Origin of the sequence: Moorena producens PAL-8-15-08-1 (assembly GCF_001767235.1) — a bacterium.
Lineage (GTDB): Bacteria > Cyanobacteriota > Cyanobacteriia > Cyanobacteriales > Coleofasciculaceae > Moorena > Moorena producens_A.
In genome coordinates, this window is sequence record NZ_CP017599.1 from 4,673,119 (window position 1) to 4,698,203 (window position 25,085).

The window sequence follows — 25,085 nt, forward strand, 5'->3', positions numbered from 1 at the left end:
TAATTCGTCAATTTTCTGCCAAGCAACCTCAGCTCGCTTTCTTCGATGACAGTGAGATTGTTCTAGTGTGGAAAAATGAAACTAAATAAGCTTGATAACCAACGGAAGTAGATGTGATTGCCCCTAAGATGATCAACCAATCCGATCTGATCAAAACCCTAAGCCCCAGTGCAATGGATCAGATCATGCTATACCTGGCTTTCAGCGCCCTGCGGACGAGTGGACACCGACATGGGGCGTTTTTAGATGCAGCAGCAACCGCTGCCAAATGTGCCATTTACATGACCTATCTGGAGCAAGATGGCAATATCCGCATGACTGGGCATTTGCATCACATTGAGCCAAAGCGGGTAAAGGTCATTGTTGAGGAAGTTCGACAAGCGTTAACAGAAGGGAAACTGCTCAAGATGTTGGGGTCTCAGGAACCTCGCTATCTGATTCAGTTTCCCTATGTCTGGATGGAACACTATCCCTGGCAACCAGGGCAATCTCGTATCAATGGCACCAGCCTTGACCTGGAAGAAAAGCGCAATCTTGAGATCAAGCTGCCAGATCACCTGCCGGATGCCCAGATCATCAATTCCTTACAATTCTTTGAATTAATAGAATTTCTCCACCGGAGATCCCAAGAAGACTTACCACCAAAGCGACGTCTGCCCTTGAGTGAAGCTCTAGCTGAACACATCAAGCGTCGCTTAACCTATTCAGGAACTGTCACCAGAATCGATCACACCGGTGGCTTACCCTACTACGCTCTAACCAGTTCATATTACTCACCAGTAGATGACAAAGCCCGCACCTACACCATGATTGACGAAACAGCGCGATACTTCCGGTTAATGAGAAACTGGGCAGAGCGTCAGCCGCAAGTCATGCGAGGGTTGGAGGAACTAGATATCCCGCCAGAGAAAATCAATCAGGCCATGGAAGAGTTAGATGAAATTATCCGCCAGTGGGCAGATAGGTATCACCGTGATGATGGTGAACCAATGGTTCTACAGATGGTCTTTGGACCACTATCTGAATAAAGTATGAAGTATGAATTATGAATTATGAATTATCAAGTGGGAAGTGGGAAGTGAGAAGTCTAACGCTATCTTAATTTATTGGTTGCTTAGCAACTTGTATGTTTTCATCCTTTATCCTTTATCCTTCAAAATTAACACTTCATCCTTCATCCTTCAAAATTAACACTTCATACTTCATGCTTCATGCTTCATGCTTCATACCTGGCTGATCCACTGCCATGCTAGAGCTAGCAGCACAACAGCGATCGCACCAATCATCGTATTAATAATATTCACGACTTCATTGGTCAGCCATTCCAATTTCGATTGTAGTGTCGCACCAATCACACTCTCCAGATTGGTGGCGATGAAGGCAGCAATAACACAAAAAAATACTCCTGTCAAGTTAACCAAACCAACGCCCCAACCCACAAATGCGATCGCAGCTGATGCAATTGCTCCAGCTAGGGTTCCCTCCAGACTTACAGCTCCTTCTGTTCCCCGAGCTACTGGCTGTAAAGTAGTAATCAGGAAAGTCCGTTTGCCGTAAGCCTTACCCACCTCACTGGCAGTGGTATCGGACAGCTTAGTAGCAAAACTAGCGACATAACCTAGTAACAATAACTGCTGATAAGGAGCATCAAGTAGTAGTGTACCCAAGGCACAAATCGCTCCAGTCAGTGCTGAACCCCAAACATTCTCTGGTCCCCTAGCACCGGAACGTTTTTCCGCAATTCCTGCCGCTTCCTTTTGTGCCATACCAATGCGCGTGACACCAGACCCTACCAAAAAGTAAAATCCGACTACTGTGTAACCCGGCCAGTTCAGAGTACCCCAAATCAGTACCCCTAATATCCAAGCGTGGACGATCCCAGCAGGGGTGAGTAACTTTTTGGGAGCAATCCATACCATGGCTAGGAAAACTGTGTTTACTCCAACAGCAACTAGCCAAGGATTTAAAGAAAGACTATCATAAAGCATAGCAAAATAGTTATATTGGTAATTGGTAATTGATAATTGCTCTATCAATTATCAAATTTCTGAGGTACATTACTGGGTGTTAGGGAGTAGGGATTAGCAATTTATCAAGCTGTTAGGTAGGTAGTGCCAAACAAATATGTGTACCTCATAATTATGAGAATTGATAGAAGTGGTAAGTGGTAATTGGTAAGTGGTAATTGGTAATTGTGATTGTTTCTGACCCATTACCCCACTACTCATTGCCTATTCCCCATTCCCCATTATCCAAAAAACCAATCACAAAGCACACTACTGAAGCAACCGGATACCAGATTACCTCAGATTATCCTTAAATAAAGGGCTCTATCGAACTTGCTATGTAAAACTTTTAAAAAATAATTAGTCTAATCCTTATGGGGTAAGAGTTTTAGTTTTTGATAGAATGATTTTTTATAAATAGACTTCCCAATCAGATTTAGTGGTAAATAAGCGCGTTTTTCTGCATACTAGGTTCGGTAGAGCCAAATAAAGTTGAATTTATTCAAAACCTTGGTCAAAAGGCCATGGGTTCGCTCTTCAGCGGGACTCTGGCCTACGGCCGACCCTACGCGAACGTCCATGGCGTTCAACCTACCCTAAAAGAGATTCCTTGGCAAAAAAAACCTTCAACCTTCAACCTTCAAAACCTTCAACCTTCAACCTTCAAAACCTTCAAAACCTTCAACCTTCAACCTTCAAAACCTTCAAAACCTTCAACCTTCAACCTTGGCCTATTGGCCACGGAATCGCGTTCAACCTTCAAAGCAAAACTTATGAAACCAGTCCTATTTCATCTCGCATTTCCCGTTACCGACATTGAGCAAACTAAAGTTTACTACGGTGATGGACTTGGCTGCGAAATCGGTAGAGAATCTCGCCATGCGGTAATTCTAAATTTATACGGTCATCAACTCGTGGCTCACCTAACCAAAGAACCCCTGACACCTCAGGGGGGTATTTATCCTCGACATTTCGGGTTAGTTTTTACATCCCTGGCTGATTGGGAAGCCTTACTGTCGAATGCTCAACAAAAACAATTACCCTTCTACGAGCAACCCAAGACCCGCTTTCCTGGTCAACTGACAGAGCATCGCACCTTCTTCCTCCAAGATCCATTCTATAACTTAATGGAGTTTAAGTTCTACTCTGATAGTTCAGCAATTTTTGGTGGACGTGAGTTGGCACAAATTGGCGATCGCATTTAAGCCAAATCCTTTTGAGGAATTCTAAAACGGGAAACACACCCAAGAAGGCTTGATCAACACGAAGGTTGAGAAACATAGAAAAACCCCTTACTGAGTAAGGGGTTTTTTCGGCTCAGCTCACTGGAACTACTGATACCAATTCCGCTGTTTTGGGGTGCTAGTTCTGATGTTCAATCAGCTCAAGTTATGACCCTGTGGAGTATAGCTTAGATAAGGTTGGGGTTGAAGCCAGCCTCGGGTGGCTGGTCAATGACCATTGCATCCCTTAATTCAGAGCCATTCAAGTGCCAAAAAGCAATAGTATTACTGTTGTTCCAGACGATATCATATTTGCCGTCATTATCTACGTCTGCAACACCCTGAATACTCCATCCAGTTGAGCTTAGTATTCCTAAAGGCTCACCATCCCGTGTGATGATGTCACCTTTGACTAGTTTCTTATCAGACATCTGCCATGTGGCAATCTGTCCAGTCTCCGAGTGGTACCACAGAATCTGCTCTTGGCCATCGTCGGTGAAGTCCGCCACACCTTCGATTTGCCATCCAGTTGATGATGGAGCTAGTACAGGCTCATCGTCTCGTGTGACCACTGCAGCATCGACTAGTTCGTTGCCATCTATCTGCCATATGCCTACCTGTCCAGTATTCTGGTTGCGCCAGAGAATCTGATGTTGATCCCCACCACTGAAGTTCCCCGAACCCTCGATTTGCCATCCAGTGTCTTGGGTGATCAGTAAAGCCTGACCATCCCGTTCAATGATCCCCTGATTTACCAGCTTGTCAGCATCTATTGTCAAGATAGCAAGCTCTCCAGTATCTGGCTTGTAGGCGAGAATATCATCTTTGAGATCACCGTTAAAGTCAGCAAACTCTGTGAGTTCCCATTCCAAGGGGTTGACCTCACCGGCATCAAGCACCATTTCCTTGATCTCTTCACCTTGCCCTTGCCAGTATTGAATCGCTCCGGTTACTTTGTTAAGCCAGAATACATCATCCATTTCACCGTCGCCATCAAAGTCTCCAGTACCTTGGATTTCCAAATTGAGATCGGTTTCCGCAGGAAGGCTAACTGTATTTACCTGGTGAGTATCATCTATCTTCCACAGGATATTATTTCCTGTCAGTGGATTACGCCAGACAAACCTGGTACTTTTGTCAGGAACTGACGAGATGTCATCAGCAATGGTAATCTGAGCAAAGGTTTTGCCAACTAAGTTATAATCTTCGCTGGTGTTTAAGACCAGGTTAACAGTTTCATCACCTTCATCGATTCGGGAGTCGATTTCTGGAGTAATTTTCAGCTCAACGGAGGACTCACCAGCGGCAATAGTGACTGACCCATTGAGGGTTTCACTGTAGTCATCTGCGGTAGCAGTGCTACCAAAGGTCATGTAACTGACAGTGAGTTCTTCACTCGTGTCTCCAGAACGAGTGATGGTGATACTGCCTGGGTCTTGGTCTTTTTCCGCTGCCTCAAGGTCACTAGCAGTGATCGTGACAATGGGGATGTCATTATCAAAAATACTAGCAGTGACTAACCCAACATCCCCCAGGGGATAGTTTACACTGTCCTCGGATTTGGTAATCTCGTGGCTGATGGTACTTTCGTGATCCCCTTCAACCTCTTGATCATCCAGCCCTCGCACTGTGATAGTTTGAAGTTTTGCCTCATTGAAGGTAAGCACTTGCTCTGAAGCAAAGGTAGTTCCATCTAAACTGATTTCAGTTTGATCATCAGCTTTGATAGTAATTTCTACTTCACCGGTGGGAGTCTTAGTTAACGCAACAGTGTAGATACCAGTACCACCCTCAAATAGTATCGGGCTCTCACTGATAATAATCTCTGGGGTTGTGGTAACACTCTCATTATCAGTGATGGTAATCTCTGTAGATGGGATATTGAGAGTATCAGGATATTTGACCTCATCCCCGGTGTTGGTAATGGTATAACTGATCGTGGTATTATGGTCACCTTCGAGGAAATTGTCATCCACCGCCATTACCGTAATGGTTTTGGGGGTGAGATCGCTCAGGCTCACCATCACTTCGTTCTCGAAGCTCTGCCCATCGAGACTGATTTCACTGTCCTCATCCGCCATAATCTTGATTTCTACTGGTCCGGCTGGAACAGTGTCAAGAGCAATGGTATAAGTGCCAGGCTCTCCCCCTTCCGTGAGACCAGAAATCTCGCTGATCAGAACTTGACCAGCAGCATCTGCATCATTATCAGTAATCTGGATCTCGGTGGATGGGATCTCGAGATCCAATGGATATCTCTCGGAATCCTCAGTGTTGGTAATCTCGTAGCTGATTGTGCTGCTGTGGTCACCTTCCGGTACATCGTCATCCACTGCCTTGACCTTAATGGTTTGTTGGCTGGTATTGCTGAGGCTGACCATCAAATCCGTGTCAAAGGTTTCCCCATCGAGACTGATTTCACTGTCATCATCGGCAGTAATCTTGATCTCTACTGCCCCGGCTGGAACAGTGTCGAGATTAATGGTAAACTCTGCAACCTCTCCCTCTTCCACAGGAGCGGAAATCTCGCTAATCTCAACTTGACCAGGGATTACTGGTTCATTATCAGTAATGGTGATCTCGGTGGATTCGATATTGAGAGTCAAGGGATATTTCTCGGAATCCCCAGTGCTGGTAATCTCGTAGCTGATGGTGCTGCTATGGTCACCTTCGACCAGAGTGTCATCCACTGCCTTGACCTTAATGGTTTCCTGGCTAGTATCGGTGAGGCTGACCATCAGTTCAGTCTCGAAGGTCTCCCCATCGAGACTGATTTCACTGTCCTCATCGGCAGTAATCTTGATCTCTACTGCCCCGGCTGGAACAGTGTCGAGATTAATGGTAAACTCTGCAACCTCTCCCTCTTCCACAGGAGCGGAAATCTCGCTAATCTCAACTTGACCAGGGATTACTGGTTCATTATCAGTAATGGTGATCTCGGTGGATTCGATATTGAGAGTCAAGGGATATTTCTCGGAATCCCCAGTGCTGGTAATCTCGTAGCTGATGGTGCTGCTATGGTCACCTTCGACCAGAGTGTCATCCACTGCCTTGACCTTAATGGTTTCCTGGCTAGTATCGGTGAGGCTGACCATCAATTCCGTGTCGAAGCTCTCCCCATCGAGACTGATTTCACTGTCCTCATCGGCAGTAATCTTGATCTCTACTGCCCCGGCTGGAACAGTGTCGAGATTAATGGTAAACTCTGCAACCTCTGCTTCTTCCACAGGAGCGGAAATCTCGCTAATCTCAACTTGACCAGGGATTACTGGTTCATTATCAGTAATGGTGATCTCGGTGGATTCGATATTGAGAGTCAAGGGATATTTCTCGGAATCCCCAGTGCTGGTAATCTCGTAGCTGATGGTGCTGCTATGGTCACCTTCGACCAGAGTGTCATCCACTGCCTTGACCTTAATGGTTTCCTGGCTAGTATCGGTGAGGCTGACCATCAATTCCGTGTCGAAGCTCTCCCCATCGAGACTGATTTCACTGTCCTCATCGGCAGTAATCTTGATCTCTACTGCCCCGGCTGGAACAGTGTCGAGATTAATGGTAAACTCTGCAACCTCTGCTTCTTCCACAGGAGCGGAAATCTCGCTAATCTCAACTTGACCAGGGATTACTGGTTCATTATCAGTAATGGTGATCTCGGTGGATTCGATATTGAGAGTCAAGGGATATTTCTCGGAATCCCCAGTGCTGGTAATCTCGTAGCTGATGGTGCTGCTATGGTCACCTTCGACCAGAGTGTCATCCACTGCCTTGACCTTAATGGTTTCCTGGCTAGTATCGGTGAGGCTGACCATCAATTCCGTGTCGAAGCTCTCCCCATCGAGACTGATTTCACTGTCCTCATCGGCAGTAATCTTGATCTCTACTGCCCCGGCTGGAACAGTGTCGAGATTAATGGTAAACTCTGCAACCTCTGCTTCTTCCACAGGAGCGGAAATCTCGCTAATCTCAACTTGACCAGGGATTACTGGTTCATTATCAGTAATGGTGATCTCGGTGGATTCGATATTGAGAGTCAAGGGATATTTCTCGGAATCCCCAGTGCTGGTAATCTCGTAGCTGATGGTGCTGCTATGGTCACCTTCGACCAGAGTGTCATCCACTGCCTTGACCTTAATGGTTTCCTGGCTAGTATCGGTGAGGCTGACCATCAATTCCGTGTCGAAGCTCTCCCCATCGAGACTGATTTCACTGTCCTCATCGGCAGTAATCTTGATCTCTACTGCCCCGGCTGGAACAGTGTCGAGATTAATGGTAAACTCTGCAACCTCTGCTTCTTCCACAGGAGCGGAAATCTCGCTAATCTCAACTTGACCAGGGATTACTGGTTCATTATCAGTAATGGTGATCTCGGTGGATTCGATATTGAGAGTCAAGGGATATTTCTCGGAATCCCCAGTGCTGGTAATCTCGTAGCTGATGGTGCTGCTATGGTCACCTTCGACCAGAGTGTCATCCACTGCCTTGACCTTAATGGTTTCCTGGCTAGTATCGGTGAGGCTGACCATCAATTCCGTGTCGAAGCTCTCCCCATCGAGACTGATTTCACTGTCCTCATCGGCAGTAATCTTGATCTCTACTGCCCCGGCTGGAACAGTGTCGAGATTAATGGTAAACTCTGCAACCTCTGCTTCTTCCACAGGAGCGGAAATCTCGCTAATCTCAACTTGACCAGGGATTACTGGTTCATTATCAGTAATGGTGATCTCGGTGGATTCGATATTGAGAGTCAAGGGATATTTCTCGGAATCCCCAGTGCTGGTAATCTCGTAGCTGATGGTGCTGCTATGGTCACCTTCGACCAGAGTGTCATCCACTGCCTTGACCTTAATGGTTTCCTGGCTAGTATCGGTGAGGCTGACCATCAATTCCGTGTCGAAGCTCTCCCCATCGAGACTGATTTCACTGTCCTCATCGGCAGTAATCTTGATCTCTACTGCCCCGGCTGGAACAGTGTCGAGATTAATGGTAAACTCTGCAACCTCTGCTTCTTCCACAGGAGCGGAAATCTCGCTAATCTCAACTTGACCAGGGATTACTGGTTCATTATCAGTAATGGTGATCTCGGTGGATTCGATATTGAGAGTCAAGGGATATTTCTCGGAATCCCCAGTGCTGGTAATCTCGTAGCTGATGGTGCTGCTATGGTCACCTTCGACCAGAGTGTCATCCACTGCCTTGACCTTAATGGTTTCCTGGCTAGTATCGGTGAGGCTGACCATCAGTTCAGTCTCGAAGGTCTCCCCATCGAGACTGATTTCACTGTCCTCATCGGCAGTAATCTTGATCTCTACTGCCCCGGCTGGAACAGTGTCGAGATTAATGGTAAACTCTGCAACCTCTCCTTCTTCCACAGGAGCGGAAATCTCGCTAATCTCAACTTGACCAGGAACAACTGCGTCATTATCAGTAATGGTGATCTGGCTGGATGGGATCTCGAGATCCAATGGATATTTGTCTAAATCCCCACTGCTGGTAATGGCATAGCTGATGGTACTGCTCTGCTCACCTTCGGGTAAATCGTCATCCACCGCCTGTACCTTAATGGTTTCGGCAGTAGTATTTTCTAGGGTTACTTTCACTTCCTTAGAGAAGGTAACCCCATCCAGACTGATTTCACTGTTGTCATCATCCGCAGTAATAGTAATCTCTACTACTCCAGCTGGAACAGTGTTTAGAGCAATGGTATACTCCCCAAGCTCTCCCTCTTCCAGAGGGGAAATCGGGGTGATAACCACTTGAGCAGGGTCGGTAATATTGGTAGTGAGTTCTCCATCTAAGCCAACAGTATAGTTTTCATCCTCGGAAGCTGTAACTTCGTAGCTGATTTTACTGCTGTGATCCCCTTCAAGCTGGTCATCATCTACCGGCTGCACCGTGATTTCTTTTTCCAGAGTCTCAGCGTTGAGAGTAATAACTTGCTCAGAAGCAAACTCTTCACCATCTACCTTGATTTCACTCTGGTCATCAGCAGTCAGCTTAACTGTTACATCCCCAGTGGGTCGGGTACTTAAAGCAACTGTGTAGATTCCCTCTTGACCCTCTTGGACAGACACAGGACCATCGATGAAAACAATTCCAGGGTCATCGTCTATAATATTGGCAGTATATGATGGCCCTTCTCCAAGAGGATAGTTCTCAAGATCGTCGCTACTGGTAACTGTGTGACTGATGGTGCTAGTGTGAACGCCTTCTACCAGAGCATCCTGAGCTGCTCGTACCGTAATGGTTTCTTCGAGTTTTTCTGGGTTAAGGCTAATGATTTGCTGAGAGTTAAAGTTGGTGCCATCAAGACTAATTGTACTCTGGTCATCAGCTTGGATAGTAATCTGTACTGCTCCGGTGGGAGGAGTATTCAAAGAAACTGTGTAAGTGCCTGAACCATTGTTTTCAGTGATAGTGATTGCCTGGCTGAAGATTAGCCCAGAGTCATTATCAGTAATATCGACAGTGACCTCTTCTGCTAGCTCGCCCAGGTCATAGTCTGGGTCTTCGGAAGCAATTTCATGGCTAATTTTGCTAGCGTGATCACCTTCGACCTGATCATCATCTAACCCCTGTACTGTAATTTCTTTTTCCAGGGTTTCAGCGTTGAGGATAATCTCTTGCTCAGGGGCAAACTCCCCGTCACCCACTTTGATTAGACTCTGGTCATCGGCTTTGATAGTGACTGTTACGTCACTAGTAGGCACAGTGCTTAAGCCAATTGTATAAGTATCTTCTTGACCTTCCTCAGCAGACAAGGTGGTCTCACTGAAAACAATTCCAGGATTATTATCTGTGATTGTGGCACTAAAGGAGCCGCTAGTTCCTATAGGATAGTTAGTGGTATCTCCGCTTTCAGTCACTGCGTGGCTGATAGTGCTGGTGTGAGTTCCTTCAACTAGATCGTCATCAACGGCTTGTACAGTAATTTCTTTTTCGAGTTTGTCCCCGGGCTCTTCGAGTTCTTCTGGGTTGAATGTAATGACTTGCTCTTTGGCAAACTCCCCTTCACCTACCTTTATCTCACTATCATCATCAGCGGTTAGAGTAACGGTCACCTCTCCAGTAGGCACAGTATTTAAAGCAACTTTGTAAGTACCTTCTTCACCGCCTTCTGTGATTGCGATCGCACCATCAAAGATTAGTCCAGGGTCATTGTCAGTAATGTCGATAGTAACATCCTCAATCTCCTGGTCTAGAGGATAATTGGTGGTATCACTTGAACCAGTAATTTCATGGCTGATAGTGCTGCTGTGGTCGCCTTCCACAGCGGTGTCATCAACAAGCTGGACTGTGATAGTTTGCCGTGTAGTTCCCCTGAGCTGGATCGGAAGGCTAGAAGCAAAGTTTGTACCGTCTGTGCTGATTCTAGTTTGTGGATCAGCGGTGATAGTGACTTCTACTGAACCACCCCCCAAAGGAGGAGTGTTTAAACCAATTTCGTAAGTCCCCATATCCCCTTCAGTGAGATCGAGATTACTGATGATGACTACTCCAGGCTCATCATCAGTAATCTCTGCTGTAACATCTGGAATTTCCAGATCCAGAGGATAGTTTGTGATGTCTTGGGATTCACTAATCGCGTGTTTGATAGTGCTGTCCCGAAGACTCCTAAATTCACTATCATCCTTACCCCGCACGGTAATGGTTTGAAGGGTGAGGTCACTGAATGTAACATCTTGGGTGGGAGCAAAGCTAGTACCATCAATACTGATTTCAGTCTCATCATCAGCTGTGATAGTAACTTTGACATTTCCAGTAGGCTGAGTGCTTAAACCAATTTCGTAGGTATCAGTACTGCCTTCAGTGACCTGAGGAGTACCGATAATAACTACTCCGATATCATTATCAGTAATGGTGGCAGTGACATCCTCAATGGGTGTGTTCTCATTGGAATAGTTTGTATCCGCTGAAGCAATGCTGTGGGTAATGATGCTGCTGTGAATTCCTTCCGGCGGCTGATCATCTACCGCCTGCACCTTGATTTCTTTTTCCAGTGTGCTTTGGTTGAGGGTAATCACCTGCTGTGATGCAAACTCTTCACCATCCACACTGATCAGACCTTGCTCATCCGCTGTAATGGTAACTGTTACATCTTGGGTAGGCTCGGTGGTTAAACTAATGGTGTAAGTCCCCTCTTGACCCTCTGAGACAGACAAAGACTTATTAGAGATAATGACTCCAGGGGTACCATCTTTAATGTCGATAGTAGTAAACTCTTCTTCTCCTTCAGGGTATTTCGGATCCCTAGAATCGGTGGTTTCGTGTCTGAGGGTACTGGTGTGAAGACCTTCTACCTTGTCGTCTTCTGTACCTCGCACCGTGACAGTGGTTGGTGTAGTGTCACTAAGTAGAATATTTCGACTAGTGCCAAAGTTTAAGTTGTCATCACTCAGAGCAAGTTCACTTTCCCCATCTGTGGTGATAGTAACTGTTACGTCGCTAGTGGGGGTGGTACTTAAGGCAACTTGATAGGTTGTCAAGTCTCCACCTTCCTCAGTGGGCTCGGTTGCTGGAGTGATGATCAGACCTGGGTCATTGTCAGTAATAGTGACAATGACATCTCCAGCCTTACTGTTTACTTTATAATCTGAGCCGTCCGGAGCGTCAGTAATGGTGTGGGTGATGGTGCTGGTGTGAGCTCCTTCAACGGTTGAGTCATCTATAGGCTTGACGGTGATAGTTTTTGCGCCTGTGTCACTGAATCTAACCTCTTGGCTTGCGGCAAATGTGCTACCTCCGTCAATACTGATCAGACTCTGGTCATCAGCCTGAATAGTAACTATTACATCTCCACCAGGAGACTCTGTTAATCGAAGTGTGTAGTTACCGTCATTACCCTCTTCAACAGATGAGGCAGTACCAAAATCGAAAAGGCTGGAGCTATCATCAATAATCTGAATCGTAGCGTTATCTATTGTTGTGTTTTCAGGATAGTTGTCGGTATCGTCTGTATCAGTGATTGTGTGGGTGATTGTACTTTCGTGAGGAGTCCCTTCTGATGAGTCGTCATTTCCTGTAGCCTGTACCTTAATGGTTTGGGGTGTAGTATCGCTAAGTGTGATAGTTCCCTGCTCTACAAACCCACTCCCATCCGGCAATTTGATGTCACTATCGTCATCAGACTCAAGGGTGATTGTTACCGGTCCATTAGGATTGGTGCTTAATGCAATGGTGTATTCATTTTCCTCACCTTCTAAAATCTGACCAGTAGGTTGAGTGATGATTACCCCAGGATCATTGTCAGCAATATTAACAGTAACATCCCCAACCTTACCAAGTGGAAAGTTTAGACTGTTTGAATTAGTAATTTCGTGGCTAATGCTGACTGTTTGAGGTCCGGTGACATCTGAGTCTTCAGCAGCCTGCACCGTGATAGTTTTTTCAAATGTGGTGCTGTTGAGGGTTATCATTTGCTCGGAAGCAAATTCTTGGTCATCTTCTACCTTGATTAGACTCGATCCATTGGCTTTGATGGTGACTGTTATGTCTCCATCAAGCCCGTCTGCTTTAATCGTGTACGTACCATCTTCTTGACCCTCTTCAAGAGACAAGGTTTGGTTATCGAAGGTGAGCAGATCTGGGTTGTTGTCAGTAATCGTGGGAAAGACCTGTCTATTTTGACCTTGAGAATATTGTCCTTGTGTTGCCTGGGACTGAGTAATGGTGTGGGTGATGGTGCTGCTGTGCTGACCTTCTAGAATGTTGTCCTCAATCCCCTGCACGGTGATTTCGGTGGTGAAGTCAGTTGGGGTAAAGGTTTTTTCTACGGAAGAGACAAAGGTTTTGCCCCCATCTAAACTAAATTCACTCTGACCATCGGTAGTTTCGATTTCGACTGTTACGTTTCCATCCGGCGCGGTACTCAATCCAAATTCATAGGTACCATTTTCACCCCCTTCAATGGGTGTAGGCGTGCCTTGGATATATAGCCCTGGGTCATTATCGGTAATGTCAAGGCTGACAGGAGTAAGTTCGGTATTTAGAGGATAGTTCTCTTCGTCCTCTGTGGCTGTAACAGTGTGAGTGATGGTGCCTGGGTGAACACCTTCAGCAATGCCATCATCATTAACCTGCACTGTAACAGTTTTTTCTAAGTTGCCACTGAATACGACGGTGTGTTCGTTGCTGAACCCCTGATCATCCACATTGATTTGACTCTGCCCATCAGTTGTTCTGAGGGTAACGGTGACGGGTTGAGTTGGTGGGGGGTCTAAGGAAATAGTGTATGTCGGCGGTTGAGCAATACCTTCAGTAAGCTGGATAGTTGTCTGTGAGAGAATAACGTTTGCCATAGTGATTCAAAATGTTTAGTTAGTTATCTATAGCGATAGCTAGTACCAATTGCTAATTAGGGATAGCTGCATCAGAATTCGCTTCGGGTTTGGGTCAATGGGTTTGGGTCTATAGGAATTGGCTAAAGGGATTTCCGACACCCACTGGTATAGGTGTCGATCTGAGTTATCCATCCTCTGGCAATACAAATCCCCGACCGGGTTTCAATTTGTCTTAACACCTTTCCCCAATTAATTTGACCCAGCGATTTTATTGTCTTCCCCTTGACCTACTACTGTTCACCGGGAAAGTACCGAATTGACTGTGGCGCTAACTAGGGATTTTACATAGACTTCTCGAAAACTTTGCGTTTATAATAAATTACTGGCTTACCCCCCTTGAAAACTGCCCCACACCCGTCAGAGACTGGAGTTGTTCAGGCATGAGCGTTTCAGAGGTGTTTTGTGAAAAAAGTTTTAGGAATCATTCTTGGTGGTGGCGCAGGAAGCCGCTTATATCCCTTAACCAAGCCCCGGGCTAAACCAGCAGTGTCAGTGGCAGGCAAATACCGCTTGATCGATATTCCTGTCAGTAACTGCATTAATTCTGAGATTTACAAAATCTATGTATTAACCCAATTTAACTCAGCATCTCTCAATCGCCACATTACCCGTGCCTATAATTTCTCTGGCTTCTCAGAAGGGTTTGTTGAAATTTTACCAGCCCAAAAAACTGCGGAAAACCCAAGCTGGTTTCAGGGAACAGCAGATGCAGTTCGTCAGTATCTCTGGCTATTTGATGGCTGGGATGTTGATGAATACATAATTTTATCCGGAGACCACCTCTACCGGATGGACTATCGCTTATTTGTCCAACGTCACCGGGACACTGGAGCGGATATTACTCTATCGGTTGTGCCTATTGATGAGAAACGAGCATCTAGCTTTGGCTTGATGCAAATTGATGATCGGGGTAAGGTGATTGATTTTCGCGAGAAACCTACAGGGGAATTGCTTAAACAAATGCAAGTGGATACTACTGTGCTTGGACTTACGCCAGAACAAGCCAGAAATAGTCCTTACATTGCTTCTATGGGAATTTATGTGTTTAGTAAAGCAGTGATGAAAGAACTCCTCGAAGCTAATTCTGAGCACACAGACTTTGGTCACGAAGTTATCCCAGCCTCGATGCAGAAGTATAACATTCAAGCTTATTTATTTAATGATTATTGGCAAGATATTGGCACCATTGAGGCATTCTACAATGCTAATTTATCCCTGACTCGTCAACCTAAGCCATCCTTTAGCTTTTATCAGGAAGATGCTCCGATTTACACCAGGGCTCGTTATCTACCGCCCTCAAAGCTTTTAGACTGTCGGGTAACAGAGTCAATTATTGGAGAAGGGTGTATTCTCAAAGACTGCCGCATTAATAACTCGGTATTGGGATTGCGATCGCGAGTGGAAGCTGGAACAGTTATCGAGGACAGTTTAATTATGGGGGCTGACTACTATCAATCTTTAACAGAACGTCTCTCAGCCCAAGAACAAGGCCAAGTGACTTTAGGGATTGGTAAGGATACCGTTATTCGTCGTGCAATTATCGATAAAAATGCTTGTATCGGTAACAATGTCAAAATCTTCAACAAGGATCGTGTGGAAGAAGCCAACTGCGAAAGTGAGGGATTTTATATTCGTAATGGCATTGTTGTAGTGATCAAAAATGCCGTAATTCCCCATGGAGCCGTGATTTAGTATGGGGTGGAAAGGGTAAGCTAATCCACATCAAAATTAGGCACGCTGTAAGCATATGCGCTACGCGCACGCGTGCGCATTCAGCCTTTAGCGGTCAGCCGTCAGCCCTTACACGCTTACTTTAGACAGGCTTAGCCTAAGGATTAGGGCTTAGAGATGCTTAGGCTAGGTATTAAGTACTAAAACCATTAACCATTACCCTCAGACCTTGCTACCATTGACTCAGATCTTGCACCAGTACAGAAATACTAAATAGCCTAACGGATAACAATCAATTTCATTACAGAAACAGTCAAATATTATCACTGTTGCCTATTGCTAGCATGCCTATTGCCTACCTTCATAGGTCGATTTTCAACTTGGTGCAAGATCTCCGTAAGACCTTGCCAAAACCGCTCAAAACATTCTTAACAGAGTATTACCATGTACGGAAATTGCGATCGCAGCAGTGAGGAACAACCGAACTAAGTTTACTTGAAACCTTTGTTACCCTGGCGTTGAGGTAGATAAACCATAATCCAAGGGCAATAACTTACCCCTTACGATCTTAGACGATTAGGAGACACTCTTGATGGCTGCGACCGACTTCAAAGACTATTACTCCATCCTAGGAGTCAGCAAAACTGCTAATGCTGATGACATTAAAAAGTCCTTTCGGCGTTTGGCCCGGAAGTACCACCCAGACCTGAATCCTGGGGACAAACAAGCCGAGGCTCGCTTTAAGGAAGTCAATGAAGCCTACGAAGTGTTATCTGACTCGGACAAACGCAAGAAATACGATCAATTTGGTCAGTACTGGAAGCAAGCGGGACAAGGATGGTCTGGTCGTAGTGGAGTCGGTGTTGATGTTGGTGGCTTTGATTTTAGCCAGTACGGCAGCTTTGACGAGTTCATTAATGAATTGCTGGGTCGCTTTAGCACTGGTGCCCCTGGTGGTGCTGGCAGAAGTAGTCATAGCTACTCCTACCGTACAAGTACTTCTAGCTCTAATGGGTTTAATGATTTTGGTGGTTTTAGTGGCTATAGCAGCACTTCAGGCTTTAACAACACTACAGGAGCAAGTGCTGACCGGGAAGCAACCATTAGCCTCAGTTGGTCTGAAGCCTTTAATGGTGTCCAAAAACGTTTCAGCCTAGGTAGTGAAACTATAACTGTCAAGATTCCCCCTGGTGCCAAACCCGGTAGTCGTATTCGGGTGCGAGGCAAGGGTCAGGTCAATCCTCTGAATGGGCAAAAGGGAGATTTGTATTTGAAAGTAGAACTCAAATCTCACTCTTTCTTTGAGTTCGATGGTGAGAATCTGGTTTGCGAAGTGCCAATCACACCAGATGAAGCGGTTTTGGGTGGGTCAATCGACGTACCAACTCCAGATGGCTCTGTGAGTATGAATATTCCTGCTGGTATTCGTTCTGGTCAATCTCTACGGTTGCGGGGTAAAGGCTGGTCTTTACCTAAGGGTGGACGTAGTGATCAGTTAGTGCGAATTACGATAGTAACTCCGAAAAACCTCACCAATCAGGAGCGGGAGTACTATGAAAAAATCCGTGAAAATCGCCGCTTCAATCCCCGCAGTCACTTGTCCCAAGTTCGACTTTGATTATATCTAGCAGTTCTCAATTGGGTGAGGGACTTACTAGGAGTGGGTTAATGGGAGTAGGGAGTAGGGAGTAGGGAGTAGGGGTAAGACCATTGACTTTACCTCATAAGAGGGTGTCGATGGCATTGAGCAGTGTATCTACTTCAGCATTGGGATTCAGGAAAGAAAATAGATGTTGAAAGCGGAGTTTTCCTAGCTGATCTAAAAGAAATTGAGCAGGTAGGGGAGCACCAAGTGCTTGACCAAGGTTATAGGCGCGAAAAGTTCTACAGTTGGGGTCGCTCAGCAGTGGCATTTGTAAACTGAGATCGTTAACAACTTGTTGGCTTTGCCTGATATCTGTACTCGTAATCATTAACACCTCAACCCCTTTCTCAGTCAAGCGTTGGTAGTTCTCATTGATGTTTTTGATGTGAGGGAAGCACAGGGGACAGTAATGCTTTTCTGTGAAAATGCGGGTGAATGCCAAGATCACTGGTTGTTTGCCCTGATAATCGGATAATTTGATCTGACGGTTATTGGTAATATCTGGTAGCTCAAAATCAGGTGTCCTTGCTCCGAGTTGTAGGGCGTTAGTTGCTGGTACAGGCACAAAATTGTGGAAGAAGCGCTGATTGATTAAGCCACTAAAGTTAAGGTCTCTGAGCATCAGGGATTCAATTCTCCTGGACAGGGAATAGTTTATGGTTACTGTTATAGTTTACCTGTAGGCAACCTCAACGGTAGCTAGTTCAGGTAAAGCATGAATTAAGTGACTACTTTCACTTCATAGACCGGAAGAGGGGCAAGAGGGGGAAGCGATGGAGATCAGCGCTGGTCACCCCTTTAGAATAAGAAATCACATCAACCAAGTACGGACATAAGCATTCAGGGGTCAGCGGTCAGCGGGTTGGAGTTCCTCAACTAAAGCATCGTATGCTGGTTTGGGACGATAGGATTCATCAAAGAGTAAGGGCGAGTCGGGACGGTCAAAAAAGTAGGGAATCCAAGAGTAATTGTCGCTCAACCCCCAAGTTGCAAAAGATTTACAGTTGGGAGCATCTAGACAAACACGTAGTATATCTCGATAAACCTCTGCTTGGGCAGCCAATTTTTCTTCTGTTGTGCCCTTGCCATCGTAGATTTGTACGTCCATTTCTGTAATCCGCACTTCTAAACCCAATTCACCTAGACGCTTAATATTTGCTGCTACCTTTTTAGGATTGAAGGGTCTCTTAATACTAGTGTGCATCTGAAAGCCAACACCGTGAATGGGGACACCCCGTTGCTGCAAATCTTTGACCAAGGCATAGATGGCATTACTCTTTTTGCCTAGTTCTTCTCCTTTATAGTCATTGTAGAATAATTTTGCTTGTGGGTCAGCTTGATGAGCCCAGCGAAATGCCATCTCAATGTATTCTGGACCAATTCCCTTTAGCCAAATTGTTTTTCTTAGGGAACCATCGTTTTCAATCGCTTCATTGACTACATCCCAAACAAGTATTTGTCCACGAAATCGACTAACTACTGTGTAAATATGTTCTCGCAAGATATCGATCAATTCTTGGCGACTCCATTCTTTTTTCTTTAACCAATCTGGTAAGCTGTTATGCCAGACTAAAGTGTGCCCGTATACCTGCATTTGGTTAGCCTGGGCAAAATTGACGATAGTAGAGGGATTAGTAAAATCATAGCGATCGCGTTTTGGATGCAGCCGTCCAAACTTCATGGCATTTTCTGGTGTTACCAGATTGAACTCACGAGCTAGTACTTCTTGATAAGTATCATCTTCTTCTAAGGGTTTAGCCTGCACTGCTGTACCGATGCTGATTCCTCGCTCTTTGGTTAAAGAACGCAAGGTAGTATCAGTTGAGCTTTGATTATTCTTATTCTGGATTTGAACTATGGCTGAAGAGGTAGTATTAGGTTCTTTTGCAATCTCCGTTTGACTATCTAATTGAGAGTTAAAAGTGAATAATGTTAAAGTTAAACCTAAGGATATCAGTATTAAAACAGTGAACCATTTATATTTTTTCATGAGTGAATATGCTTGTGAATTAAAAACCATATCAAACTAGCATACCACAGACTTTAATCCTATTTTATATAGTAAAATCGATAAACTAAGAGAAATAGCCAGCAACAAACACCAACCTACGAACTTGATTCCTAATATTTCTGCTAAATTAAAAGTAGCTTCAGCAAAAATGTTACTGCCTAAGGAAAGTAAAATTTGACTCACGAGACCATTAATACAAAAGATGCCTAGGCTATATCTTGACAAAATAGTAACAGTTTGGGTCACAAGTAAAGGGAATTTTTGTGCTTCTACGCAACTAAAGCACAGAAAAGCAACAGGTACGCTAATTAAGCAAAAAAACATTATATATTCAAAAGGTGGGACATTTCCTGCTGTAATTTTTCCCAACCAGCTATATTCAGCCATCATCAGCACACCAGTTAGTAAGATAAGTAAAACTTTTGCTTGATTTGGAGTATGAGCAGATTTTTTCCTGATTAAAGGCAATTTGTGATAGCAATAAGCACCTAAAGCTAGGTAAGCAAACCAGTAAATTAAGGGAATTCGCTGGAAAGTTTGTAAAACTTTAATAATTTCTGGTGCAATAAATCCAGCCAGAGAAGCCTGAATAAAAATGAAAACAAGCAGTTGAAGTAAGAGAGTAGTAATAAGAGTTATAAAATTGCCGATATAATGTCTAGTTAAGATAAAGACAGGGATAAGTTGAAACATACTTAGTAAGTAGTAGGCACCTGTAAAGATTTCACCTGTTAAAACAGCAGTGCTTATTTCTAAAGGTGAATTGCCTGTTGCTAATTTAATAGTAGCTGCCAAGCTAAACCAAAAAGCAGTAGGAATTGCTAGACGAAAGAGACGCTTTTTGAGCAAAGCTAAAGCTGATTTGTTAGGGCGAGTAGTTAATCCACGCTGTAGTAATAGAAAAGAGATTGTTAAAAATACTGGTACACAAAATCTTAAGGGTGAAAATAAAATGTCTATGAATAAAGCACTAGAGGCATAGGTAGAGTAAGGAACAAACAATGAGTGGTAAGAGACAACGGCAGTAATGCTTAGGGCTTTAATAACATCAAGAAAAAAAGTCGATCTTTGGAAGTAAATAGTTGATGATTTTAAGGATATTTACTACTAAAAGTATCTAACAACATATAATTATATTATTATTGTTATTTTTTTGAATTAAAACGGAATCAAATTTTTAATTTGAAATAATTGATAGTAGCTTACATCCCTCCTGAAAAAATAAAATCTTTTACCATAGATAAGTACAGATAGTTATCCACTTCTGCAAGAGACTGAATGGGAAATCCAGGTGAGTAGGGATAACTAATCTGTGTATAAAAGATAGCTTTAGAGAAAACTGACTTTTAGGTCAATGCTTTTCTTTTGGAAGATTGCTCCAGAGCAGAAATGTTGAATGATAGTTAAAAACCTAGACAAATAGCCTCTAATTTGATAAAATAGAGGCTAAATAAAAATATAATAATGTTAATTCGATGATATCAAATTTTCCACAAATCGTCAAAAAATACCTAGGAAAACTACCTACTGATGATTATCCAGTCCTCAATACTTTCCTATTTGTATCAACCTGGTTAGACTTTGTATTAGATTGGCCAAAAGGCCACGCTACGCGAACAGAGTCAAACTAGTATGAGGAGTTTATTCAAGCGTTTGAATGTACGTGGTATAGACGTAGACATATCGACTTTCTCTAAGGCGAGCAAAGTTAGAAATCCAATGGTGTTTTATAATTTGTTCATTGACTTAAGAAAAAGTCTGAATAAAAACCAAAAAATAGGCAAAAATAAATTAGCATTATTTCCTATAGATTCAACAATAGTGACCTTAACTAGTAAGCTGTTATGGAGTCAAGGTTTTCATCAAGTTAAACTATTCAGTGGTTTAAATTTGTTAACAGCAGAACCAGGAGGAATAATGATTCATTTTGGTCAAGGTCACGATAGTAAATATGGCGATAGCACAATAGAATCAACTCCAGATAAAGGAGTCAGCGTAATGGATAGAGGATTTTCGAGTCTGGCTAGAATCCAAAATCTAAAAACCAAAGAAAATCGTTATTTTGTCTTAAGAATTAATAACAATTTTAAGCTAGAAATGTTGGAGGATGGCCAGTACATAATTGGAACAGGTAAAGATCAAGTAAAAGTGAGATTAGTAAACTTTTGTGACCTCGAAACTAAAACTGAATTTAGACTAGTGACTAACCTACCAGAAACAGGTGAAGCAGGAAGAAGTAATGAAGAGATTGCAGATTTTTATCGTTTATTTGAAGTTACCGTAAGAGAGTGGAGCCTTTAATGTCGGCAGGTTATGGGTAAAAGGTTTAAGTTATATGAAGAAGGCTCCACTCTCTAAGGTTTCGTCTCCTTGGATGGCAAATAGAGTTGTTCTGGAAGTTTTTGAAAATGCATCTGAAACTCGAAAGATTAATAACCAAAAATATTAATGGTATTGAAATACAAATATATAGCTGTCTGATCGGCGAAGCCGCGCCAAAGGCGATCGCTTACCTGTTATTACAATTGGTTAATATTCCTCATGAATTTGGAAGTAAATTATTAGATAAGCTTCGATATTTACAAGCTTTTATGTGTGAAAATATTAGCTATGTACATTGGTTTGATAAGATGGTGTTCTCGTGAAGCTATCTGGTGTGTTATAGGTGTAGTGTATCTAATTTTAGGTACATAACTCTCGGGATTCAACATTTATGGCTCCAGAGGTGTTACAGCTTGCTCTTTTAGGTGAAGATGGTTCTTAGCATAGTGAGCCGTTAGATAGTGGTTAAGTACCCTGTCGAGAGCATTGAGTACTTTGTTCAAGAGCCTATTCTCCAACCCAAAACTAAGGCGACGACTCAAAGGTTTTAGGATCGTTGCTCTGCGCCTACCTCCCAACTTTTTGTACTTGCTTTTGAAATAGCTATTTTCGGTTAAATTCCACTTTTCAAGCAGGTGATTTAGACTCTTTAAAGTCCAAGCATCACTCCAACGTAGCATGTAGTAATGTAGGTCTGTCCATTCAAGAGGTGGTCCTGGCACATAAGTCACGACGCACTCAGGCTCAAAGTAGACAGTACCGCTAGCTTCTGCTACTGTCATGCAGAAGTCTAGGTGTTCTTTAGTGCAGAGCATTTTTTCATCAAGAGAACCAATGCGTTCAAAGATTTCAGTCCGTACCAATACACAATGAAACTCGGCTAACTCAGTTTGTGTCCTCTGTAATTGAGGTTTTATGTCTTCTACACGCTTACCTTGTTTGTACATCTTCTCACGCAGATGCCTTCTCCCATAGATATCAGTCACAACGCGGGATTCTCCACCCGCAAAGTGTACTCTTTCGTGCAAGGGTTTCTTTTCACACATGAGGGGTCCAACGACAGTGGCTCCCGTTTCTTCTGCACAGGTTACTAAGGCTTTCAGCCAACCTGGGGTTACCACTACGTCATTATCGACGAAAACTAGATACTTTGTATCAACATAACCTAAACCTATGTTTCGAGCATGATTGGGGGGAAGATAATAATCAGTCCGTATAATTGGAAAGTTTCTTGTTTGTGCCTGCTCTTCAAGATAATGGCGTACTTTTGGAGGTGAATTGCCATCCACGTAGATTAACTTGAAGGGAAATTCAGTGTATTGATAAATACTTTCTAGGGATTCTTGAGTACAGCTAAAGCGTTCACGAGGAACGACAACAATGGTGACTTGTGGATTTTCCTTTGGTGATGACTTTATTTGTGAATTGCCTTTGTTTTCTAGAGAAGCTTGCATGGTTTTAGATGAAGTTAATGACGATATAAGATGGTATTTAATAAAATCAATCTAGACAAAGCTTAGCTGTACAATAACGATTTAAAATGTCTTGTATTTTGTTTGCCATCGTTGCCAATAAATTTGAAAAAACTGCTAATCGATTCATTGTAATCCATCCTTTATCCTAATTATCGTGTAACTTTAACTCGGTTCCATAAGGTAGAAGTAAATCTAGGAAAAATTTTACGTGGAGCAAGTCGCATAGCCCATAAAAGGCTGAAGAAGGCTGCCCTTTTCTGACCGAGTTCGTATGAGCGATAGCTGTGTTCATAAACAAAGTTTCCAAATGTCTTTGGGTGTGCTCTAAAAAGGGAATTATGTTTGTCGATGAGGCGGTGGAAATCAACCTGGCGAAGTGATGAAGCGCGTGAAAGTCGTGGACCTTCGTGTTTTAACTGTCGATAGGTGACAATAGGCAGACCAAGGAGTGAACATACTGGGTTAAGCCTCAAGAACATCTCTGTGTGTTCTCGGGAGCTAAAAGACTCGTCATATCCACCAATCTCAAGAAGGAGTTTGCGTTCTACAACTAGTGTTTGCTTAGAGAGAAACGATTGTCCCGGTTCAATTTCTTCGAGAAAGAAGTGCTTTCCTCGTGGAAGAGTTGGCGGGATACGCTTCCTGAGGACTTTACCATCTGCATTCACAACCTCCATCGTAGAGAGGACAGCTACAGGCTGAGGAAGTGTTGCCTTTTCAAGCGCATCTAGAGAAACTTGAGCCATATGGGGCAACAACTGGTCGTCATCGTCAAGATAGGTAAGGTACTTACCACGCGCCATCTTTGCCCCAGTATTGCGAACGGCTGAAATTCCTCTATTTTTGGGCAGCTGCACGAATTTAAGGCGAGGGTGTTCCGGCAGATGTAGTAGTTTGGTCGAAGCATCGTCAATGACGATGACTTCTATATCTTCTAGAGTTTGTGCCAAAGCACTATTGACAGCGTGAGGAAGCAAGTGAGGGCGGTTATAGGTTGGAATAACTATGCTAAGTAGAGGTTTACTCATTTTTAGGGTCTTCGCTAGTTAGATTGTGGAATTGACACGAACTTATTTAAAGCGTATTTAGGTCACAACTTCAATTAAACAGAATGTAAAACTACTGGTTGCTCAGGCAATATTTGTTGAGGTAATTCTCCTTTAAGCAGTTCTTGGTAGATAAAAACTAACTCATCATTGAGTTTTTCCATATCGTATTTTTCTTCTACTCGTGCACGACCAGCTTTCCCCATTTCTGGCCAAATTTCTGGATGCTCAATAAGATAGCTTAATTTATCTGCAATTGCATCAGCATCTCGTTCAGGAACAAGGAAACCAGAAACACCATCTTCAACTAATTCTGGAATGCCACCGTGAAAAGTACTAATTACAGGTAAACCCATGGCCATAGCCTCTTTTAAAGTATTGACTGGTGCATCTTGATTACCATCTGCTGCTGTTACACTAGGGGCGAGAAAAATTTGAGAATTATCCAGAATTTTTACTAGCTCTTGTTGCTGTTTCCAACCGAGTAATTTGACTAGATTATAAATTTTTAATTCTTTGATTAATTGTTCAAATTGTTGTCGTAATGGACCATCACCAACGATACTAAATTCAATATTTTGGTTGGTGTTTGACAGTTTAGCAACTGCTTTAATACAATACTCTATGCCTTTTTTTTCGACAAGACGACCTGTGGTAACAATTCTTACTTTGCCATCAGCAGGCAACTTACGGGGGGTAAAGGCAAATTTACGACAATCAATTCCTGAACCATGAACAACAATTTTTTGTTCAGGGCAGCCCAATTTAAGTACCCGACCTCGAAAAAATTCGCAGTTGGCTAGGAAAAAGTCTCCTGTTGATAACAGTTGGTCATAAACGTGATCGCCATACTCTTGAATAGCCCGACTAATATCATGACCACGAAAGATGGTAACTAACTTGCCTTGGATAAGACCTATCTTGCGAAAAAATAATCCACTGAGACCGAATGTACCAAATTGGCAGTGGATAATATCGTAAGACTTACTTGGAAGTAGAGGAACAGCTTGATAGATTAATCTTGAAGAAATACCATCTTTACCATACTTAAAAATATTAAAAAATGGCAACAATTTCCAAGATTTTTTATCCAAGTTTGCCAACAACAAATAAAAACATTTTAGCCAGCGTACAATAGGGTTTTTGGGAATAGTGGGAGCATAGTAAGTTTTCTGAATCAGCTTGTATTTTTCGACAATAGGATGGACTTTAGACTTGTCAGCTGTATCACCTTGAAGTGCATAAATATCAACTTGGTGACCACGCTCAATCAAACCAGCAATTTGATTTAATATGAATGTCTCAGATAAGATAGGAAAATGTCCAACAAAAAAAGCTATTTTTAGCAT

General features: G+C 43.3%; 13 protein-coding genes and 1 pseudogene. 6 read left to right on the forward strand and 8 right to left on the reverse strand.

Annotated elements, in window-relative coordinates; translation table 11 throughout:
* The first annotated feature begins 128 nt into the window (after nt 1-128).
* A complete protein-coding gene (gene hetR, locus BJP34_RS17410; RefSeq protein WP_070393435.1) occupies nt 129-1,028 on the forward strand; it encodes a heterocyst differentiation master regulator HetR in 900 nt (299 codons plus the stop codon).
* 195 nt (nt 1,029-1,223) lie between these two features.
* On the opposite strand, the gene BJP34_RS17415 is transcribed toward hetR, so the two are convergent.
* A complete protein-coding gene (locus BJP34_RS17415; protein ID WP_070393436.1) occupies nt 1,224-1,988 on the reverse strand; it encodes a TIGR00297 family protein in 765 nt (254 codons plus the stop codon).
* A 791-nt stretch (nt 1,989-2,779) separates the two neighbouring features.
* Here BJP34_RS17415 and BJP34_RS50465 point away from each other — a divergent pair.
* Entirely contained in the window at nt 2,780-3,211 is a 432-nt protein-coding gene (locus BJP34_RS50465; RefSeq protein ID WP_070396726.1) for a VOC family protein, read from the forward strand.
* Between the two features lie 206 nt (nt 3,212-3,417).
* Here the strand turns inward: BJP34_RS50465 and BJP34_RS17425 are convergent, their stop codons facing one another.
* Nucleotides 3,418-13,524, reverse strand: a complete 10,107-nt coding sequence (locus tag BJP34_RS17425) for a Calx-beta domain-containing protein (protein WP_070393437.1) — start codon at nt 13,522-13,524, stop codon at nt 3,418-3,420.
* A 444-nt stretch (nt 13,525-13,968) separates the two neighbouring features.
* Between BJP34_RS17425 and BJP34_RS17430 the strand changes: the two genes are divergently transcribed.
* The 3 genes from BJP34_RS17430 to BJP34_RS17435 all read left to right on the forward strand — a co-directional run bounded on the left by BJP34_RS17430 (nt 13,969) and on the right by BJP34_RS17435 (nt 16,855).
* On the forward strand, nt 13,969-15,258 hold the full coding sequence (locus BJP34_RS17430) for a glucose-1-phosphate adenylyltransferase (RefSeq protein WP_070393438.1): 1,290 nt from the start codon (nt 13,969-13,971) through the stop codon (nt 15,256-15,258).
* Between the two features lie 323 nt (nt 15,259-15,581).
* A complete protein-coding gene (locus BJP34_RS49010) occupies nt 15,582-15,710 on the forward strand; it encodes a hypothetical protein (protein WP_267876595.1) in 129 nt (42 codons plus the stop codon).
* Nucleotides 15,711-15,829: 119 nt separating this feature from the next.
* A complete protein-coding gene (locus tag BJP34_RS17435; protein WP_070393439.1) occupies nt 15,830-16,855 on the forward strand; it encodes a DnaJ C-terminal domain-containing protein in 1,026 nt (341 codons plus the stop codon).
* Nucleotides 16,856-16,958: 103 nt separating this feature from the next.
* Here BJP34_RS17435 and BJP34_RS17440 read toward each other — a convergent pair whose 3' ends face one another.
* From BJP34_RS17440 to BJP34_RS17450, 3 genes are all read right to left on the reverse strand, one after another.
* Complete coding sequence (locus BJP34_RS17440; protein WP_070393440.1) at nt 16,959-17,504, reverse strand: peroxiredoxin family protein; 546 nt, start codon at nt 17,502-17,504, stop codon at nt 16,959-16,961.
* A gap of 225 nt (nt 17,505-17,729) precedes the next feature.
* A complete protein-coding gene (locus BJP34_RS17445) occupies nt 17,730-18,872 on the reverse strand; it encodes an endo-1,4-beta-xylanase (protein ID WP_083305227.1) in 1,143 nt (380 codons plus the stop codon).
* 36 nt (nt 18,873-18,908) lie between these two features.
* On the reverse strand, nt 18,909-19,994 hold the full coding sequence (locus BJP34_RS17450; protein WP_083305228.1) for an acyltransferase family protein: 1,086 nt from the start codon (nt 19,992-19,994) through the stop codon (nt 18,909-18,911).
* Between the two features lie 374 nt (nt 19,995-20,368).
* On the opposite strand from BJP34_RS17450, the pseudogene BJP34_RS17455 reads away from it, so the two are divergent.
* Nucleotides 20,369-21,538, forward strand: a pseudogene (locus tag BJP34_RS17455) (transposase).
* Between the two features lie 66 nt (nt 21,539-21,604).
* Here BJP34_RS17455 and BJP34_RS17465 read toward each other — a convergent pair.
* The 3 genes from BJP34_RS17465 to BJP34_RS17475 all read right to left on the reverse strand — a co-directional run bounded on the left by BJP34_RS17465 (nt 21,605) and on the right by BJP34_RS17475 (nt 25,085).
* Nucleotides 21,605-22,669 carry a glycosyltransferase family 2 protein gene (locus BJP34_RS17465; RefSeq protein ID WP_083305229.1) on the reverse strand — a complete coding sequence of 355 codons (1,065 nt, stop codon included), beginning with the start codon at nt 22,667-22,669 and terminating at the stop codon, nt 21,605-21,607.
* Between the two features lie 170 nt (nt 22,670-22,839).
* On the reverse strand, nt 22,840-23,718 hold the full coding sequence (locus BJP34_RS17470; RefSeq protein WP_070393444.1) for a glycosyltransferase family 2 protein: 879 nt from the start codon (nt 23,716-23,718) through the stop codon (nt 22,840-22,842).
* A 74-nt stretch (nt 23,719-23,792) separates the two neighbouring features.
* Nucleotides 23,793-25,085: a glycosyltransferase gene (locus BJP34_RS17475; RefSeq protein ID WP_070393445.1), complete on the reverse strand. Its 1,293-nt coding sequence runs from the start codon at nt 25,083-25,085 to the stop codon at nt 23,793-23,795.

Bases quoted from the DNA above. Each gene is read 5' to 3' on its own strand.
- hetR (WP_070393435.1), top strand. From the start codon at position 129: ATGATCAACCAATCCGATCTGATCAAAACCCTAAGCCCCAGTGCAATG.
- BJP34_RS17415 (WP_070393436.1), bottom strand. From the start codon at position 1,988: ATGCTTTATGATAGTCTTTCTTTAAATCCTTGGCTAGTTGCTGTTGGA.
- BJP34_RS50465 (WP_070396726.1), top strand. From the start codon at position 2,780: ATGAAACCAGTCCTATTTCATCTCGCATTTCCCGTTACCGACATTGAG.
- BJP34_RS17425 (WP_070393437.1), bottom strand. From the start codon at position 13,524: ATGGCAAACGTTATTCTCTCACAGACAACTATCCAGCTTACTGAAGGT.
- BJP34_RS49010 (WP_267876595.1), top strand. From the start codon at position 15,582: ATGCCTATTGCCTACCTTCATAGGTCGATTTTCAACTTGGTGCAAGAT.
- BJP34_RS17435 (WP_070393439.1), top strand. From the start codon at position 15,830: ATGGCTGCGACCGACTTCAAAGACTATTACTCCATCCTAGGAGTCAGC.
- BJP34_RS17440 (WP_070393440.1), bottom strand. From the start codon at position 17,504: ATGCTCAGAGACCTTAACTTTAGTGGCTTAATCAATCAGCGCTTCTTC.
- BJP34_RS17445 (WP_083305227.1), bottom strand. From the start codon at position 18,872: ATGAAAAAATATAAATGGTTCACTGTTTTAATACTGATATCCTTAGGT.
- BJP34_RS17465 (WP_083305229.1), bottom strand. From the start codon at position 22,669: ATGCAAGCTTCTCTAGAAAACAAAGGCAATTCACAAATAAAGTCATCA.
- BJP34_RS17470 (WP_070393444.1), bottom strand. From the start codon at position 23,718: ATGAGTAAACCTCTACTTAGCATAGTTATTCCAACCTATAACCGCCCT.
- BJP34_RS17475 (WP_070393445.1), bottom strand. From the start codon at position 25,085: ATGCTAAAAATAGCTTTTTTTGTTGGACATTTTCCTATCTTATCTGAG.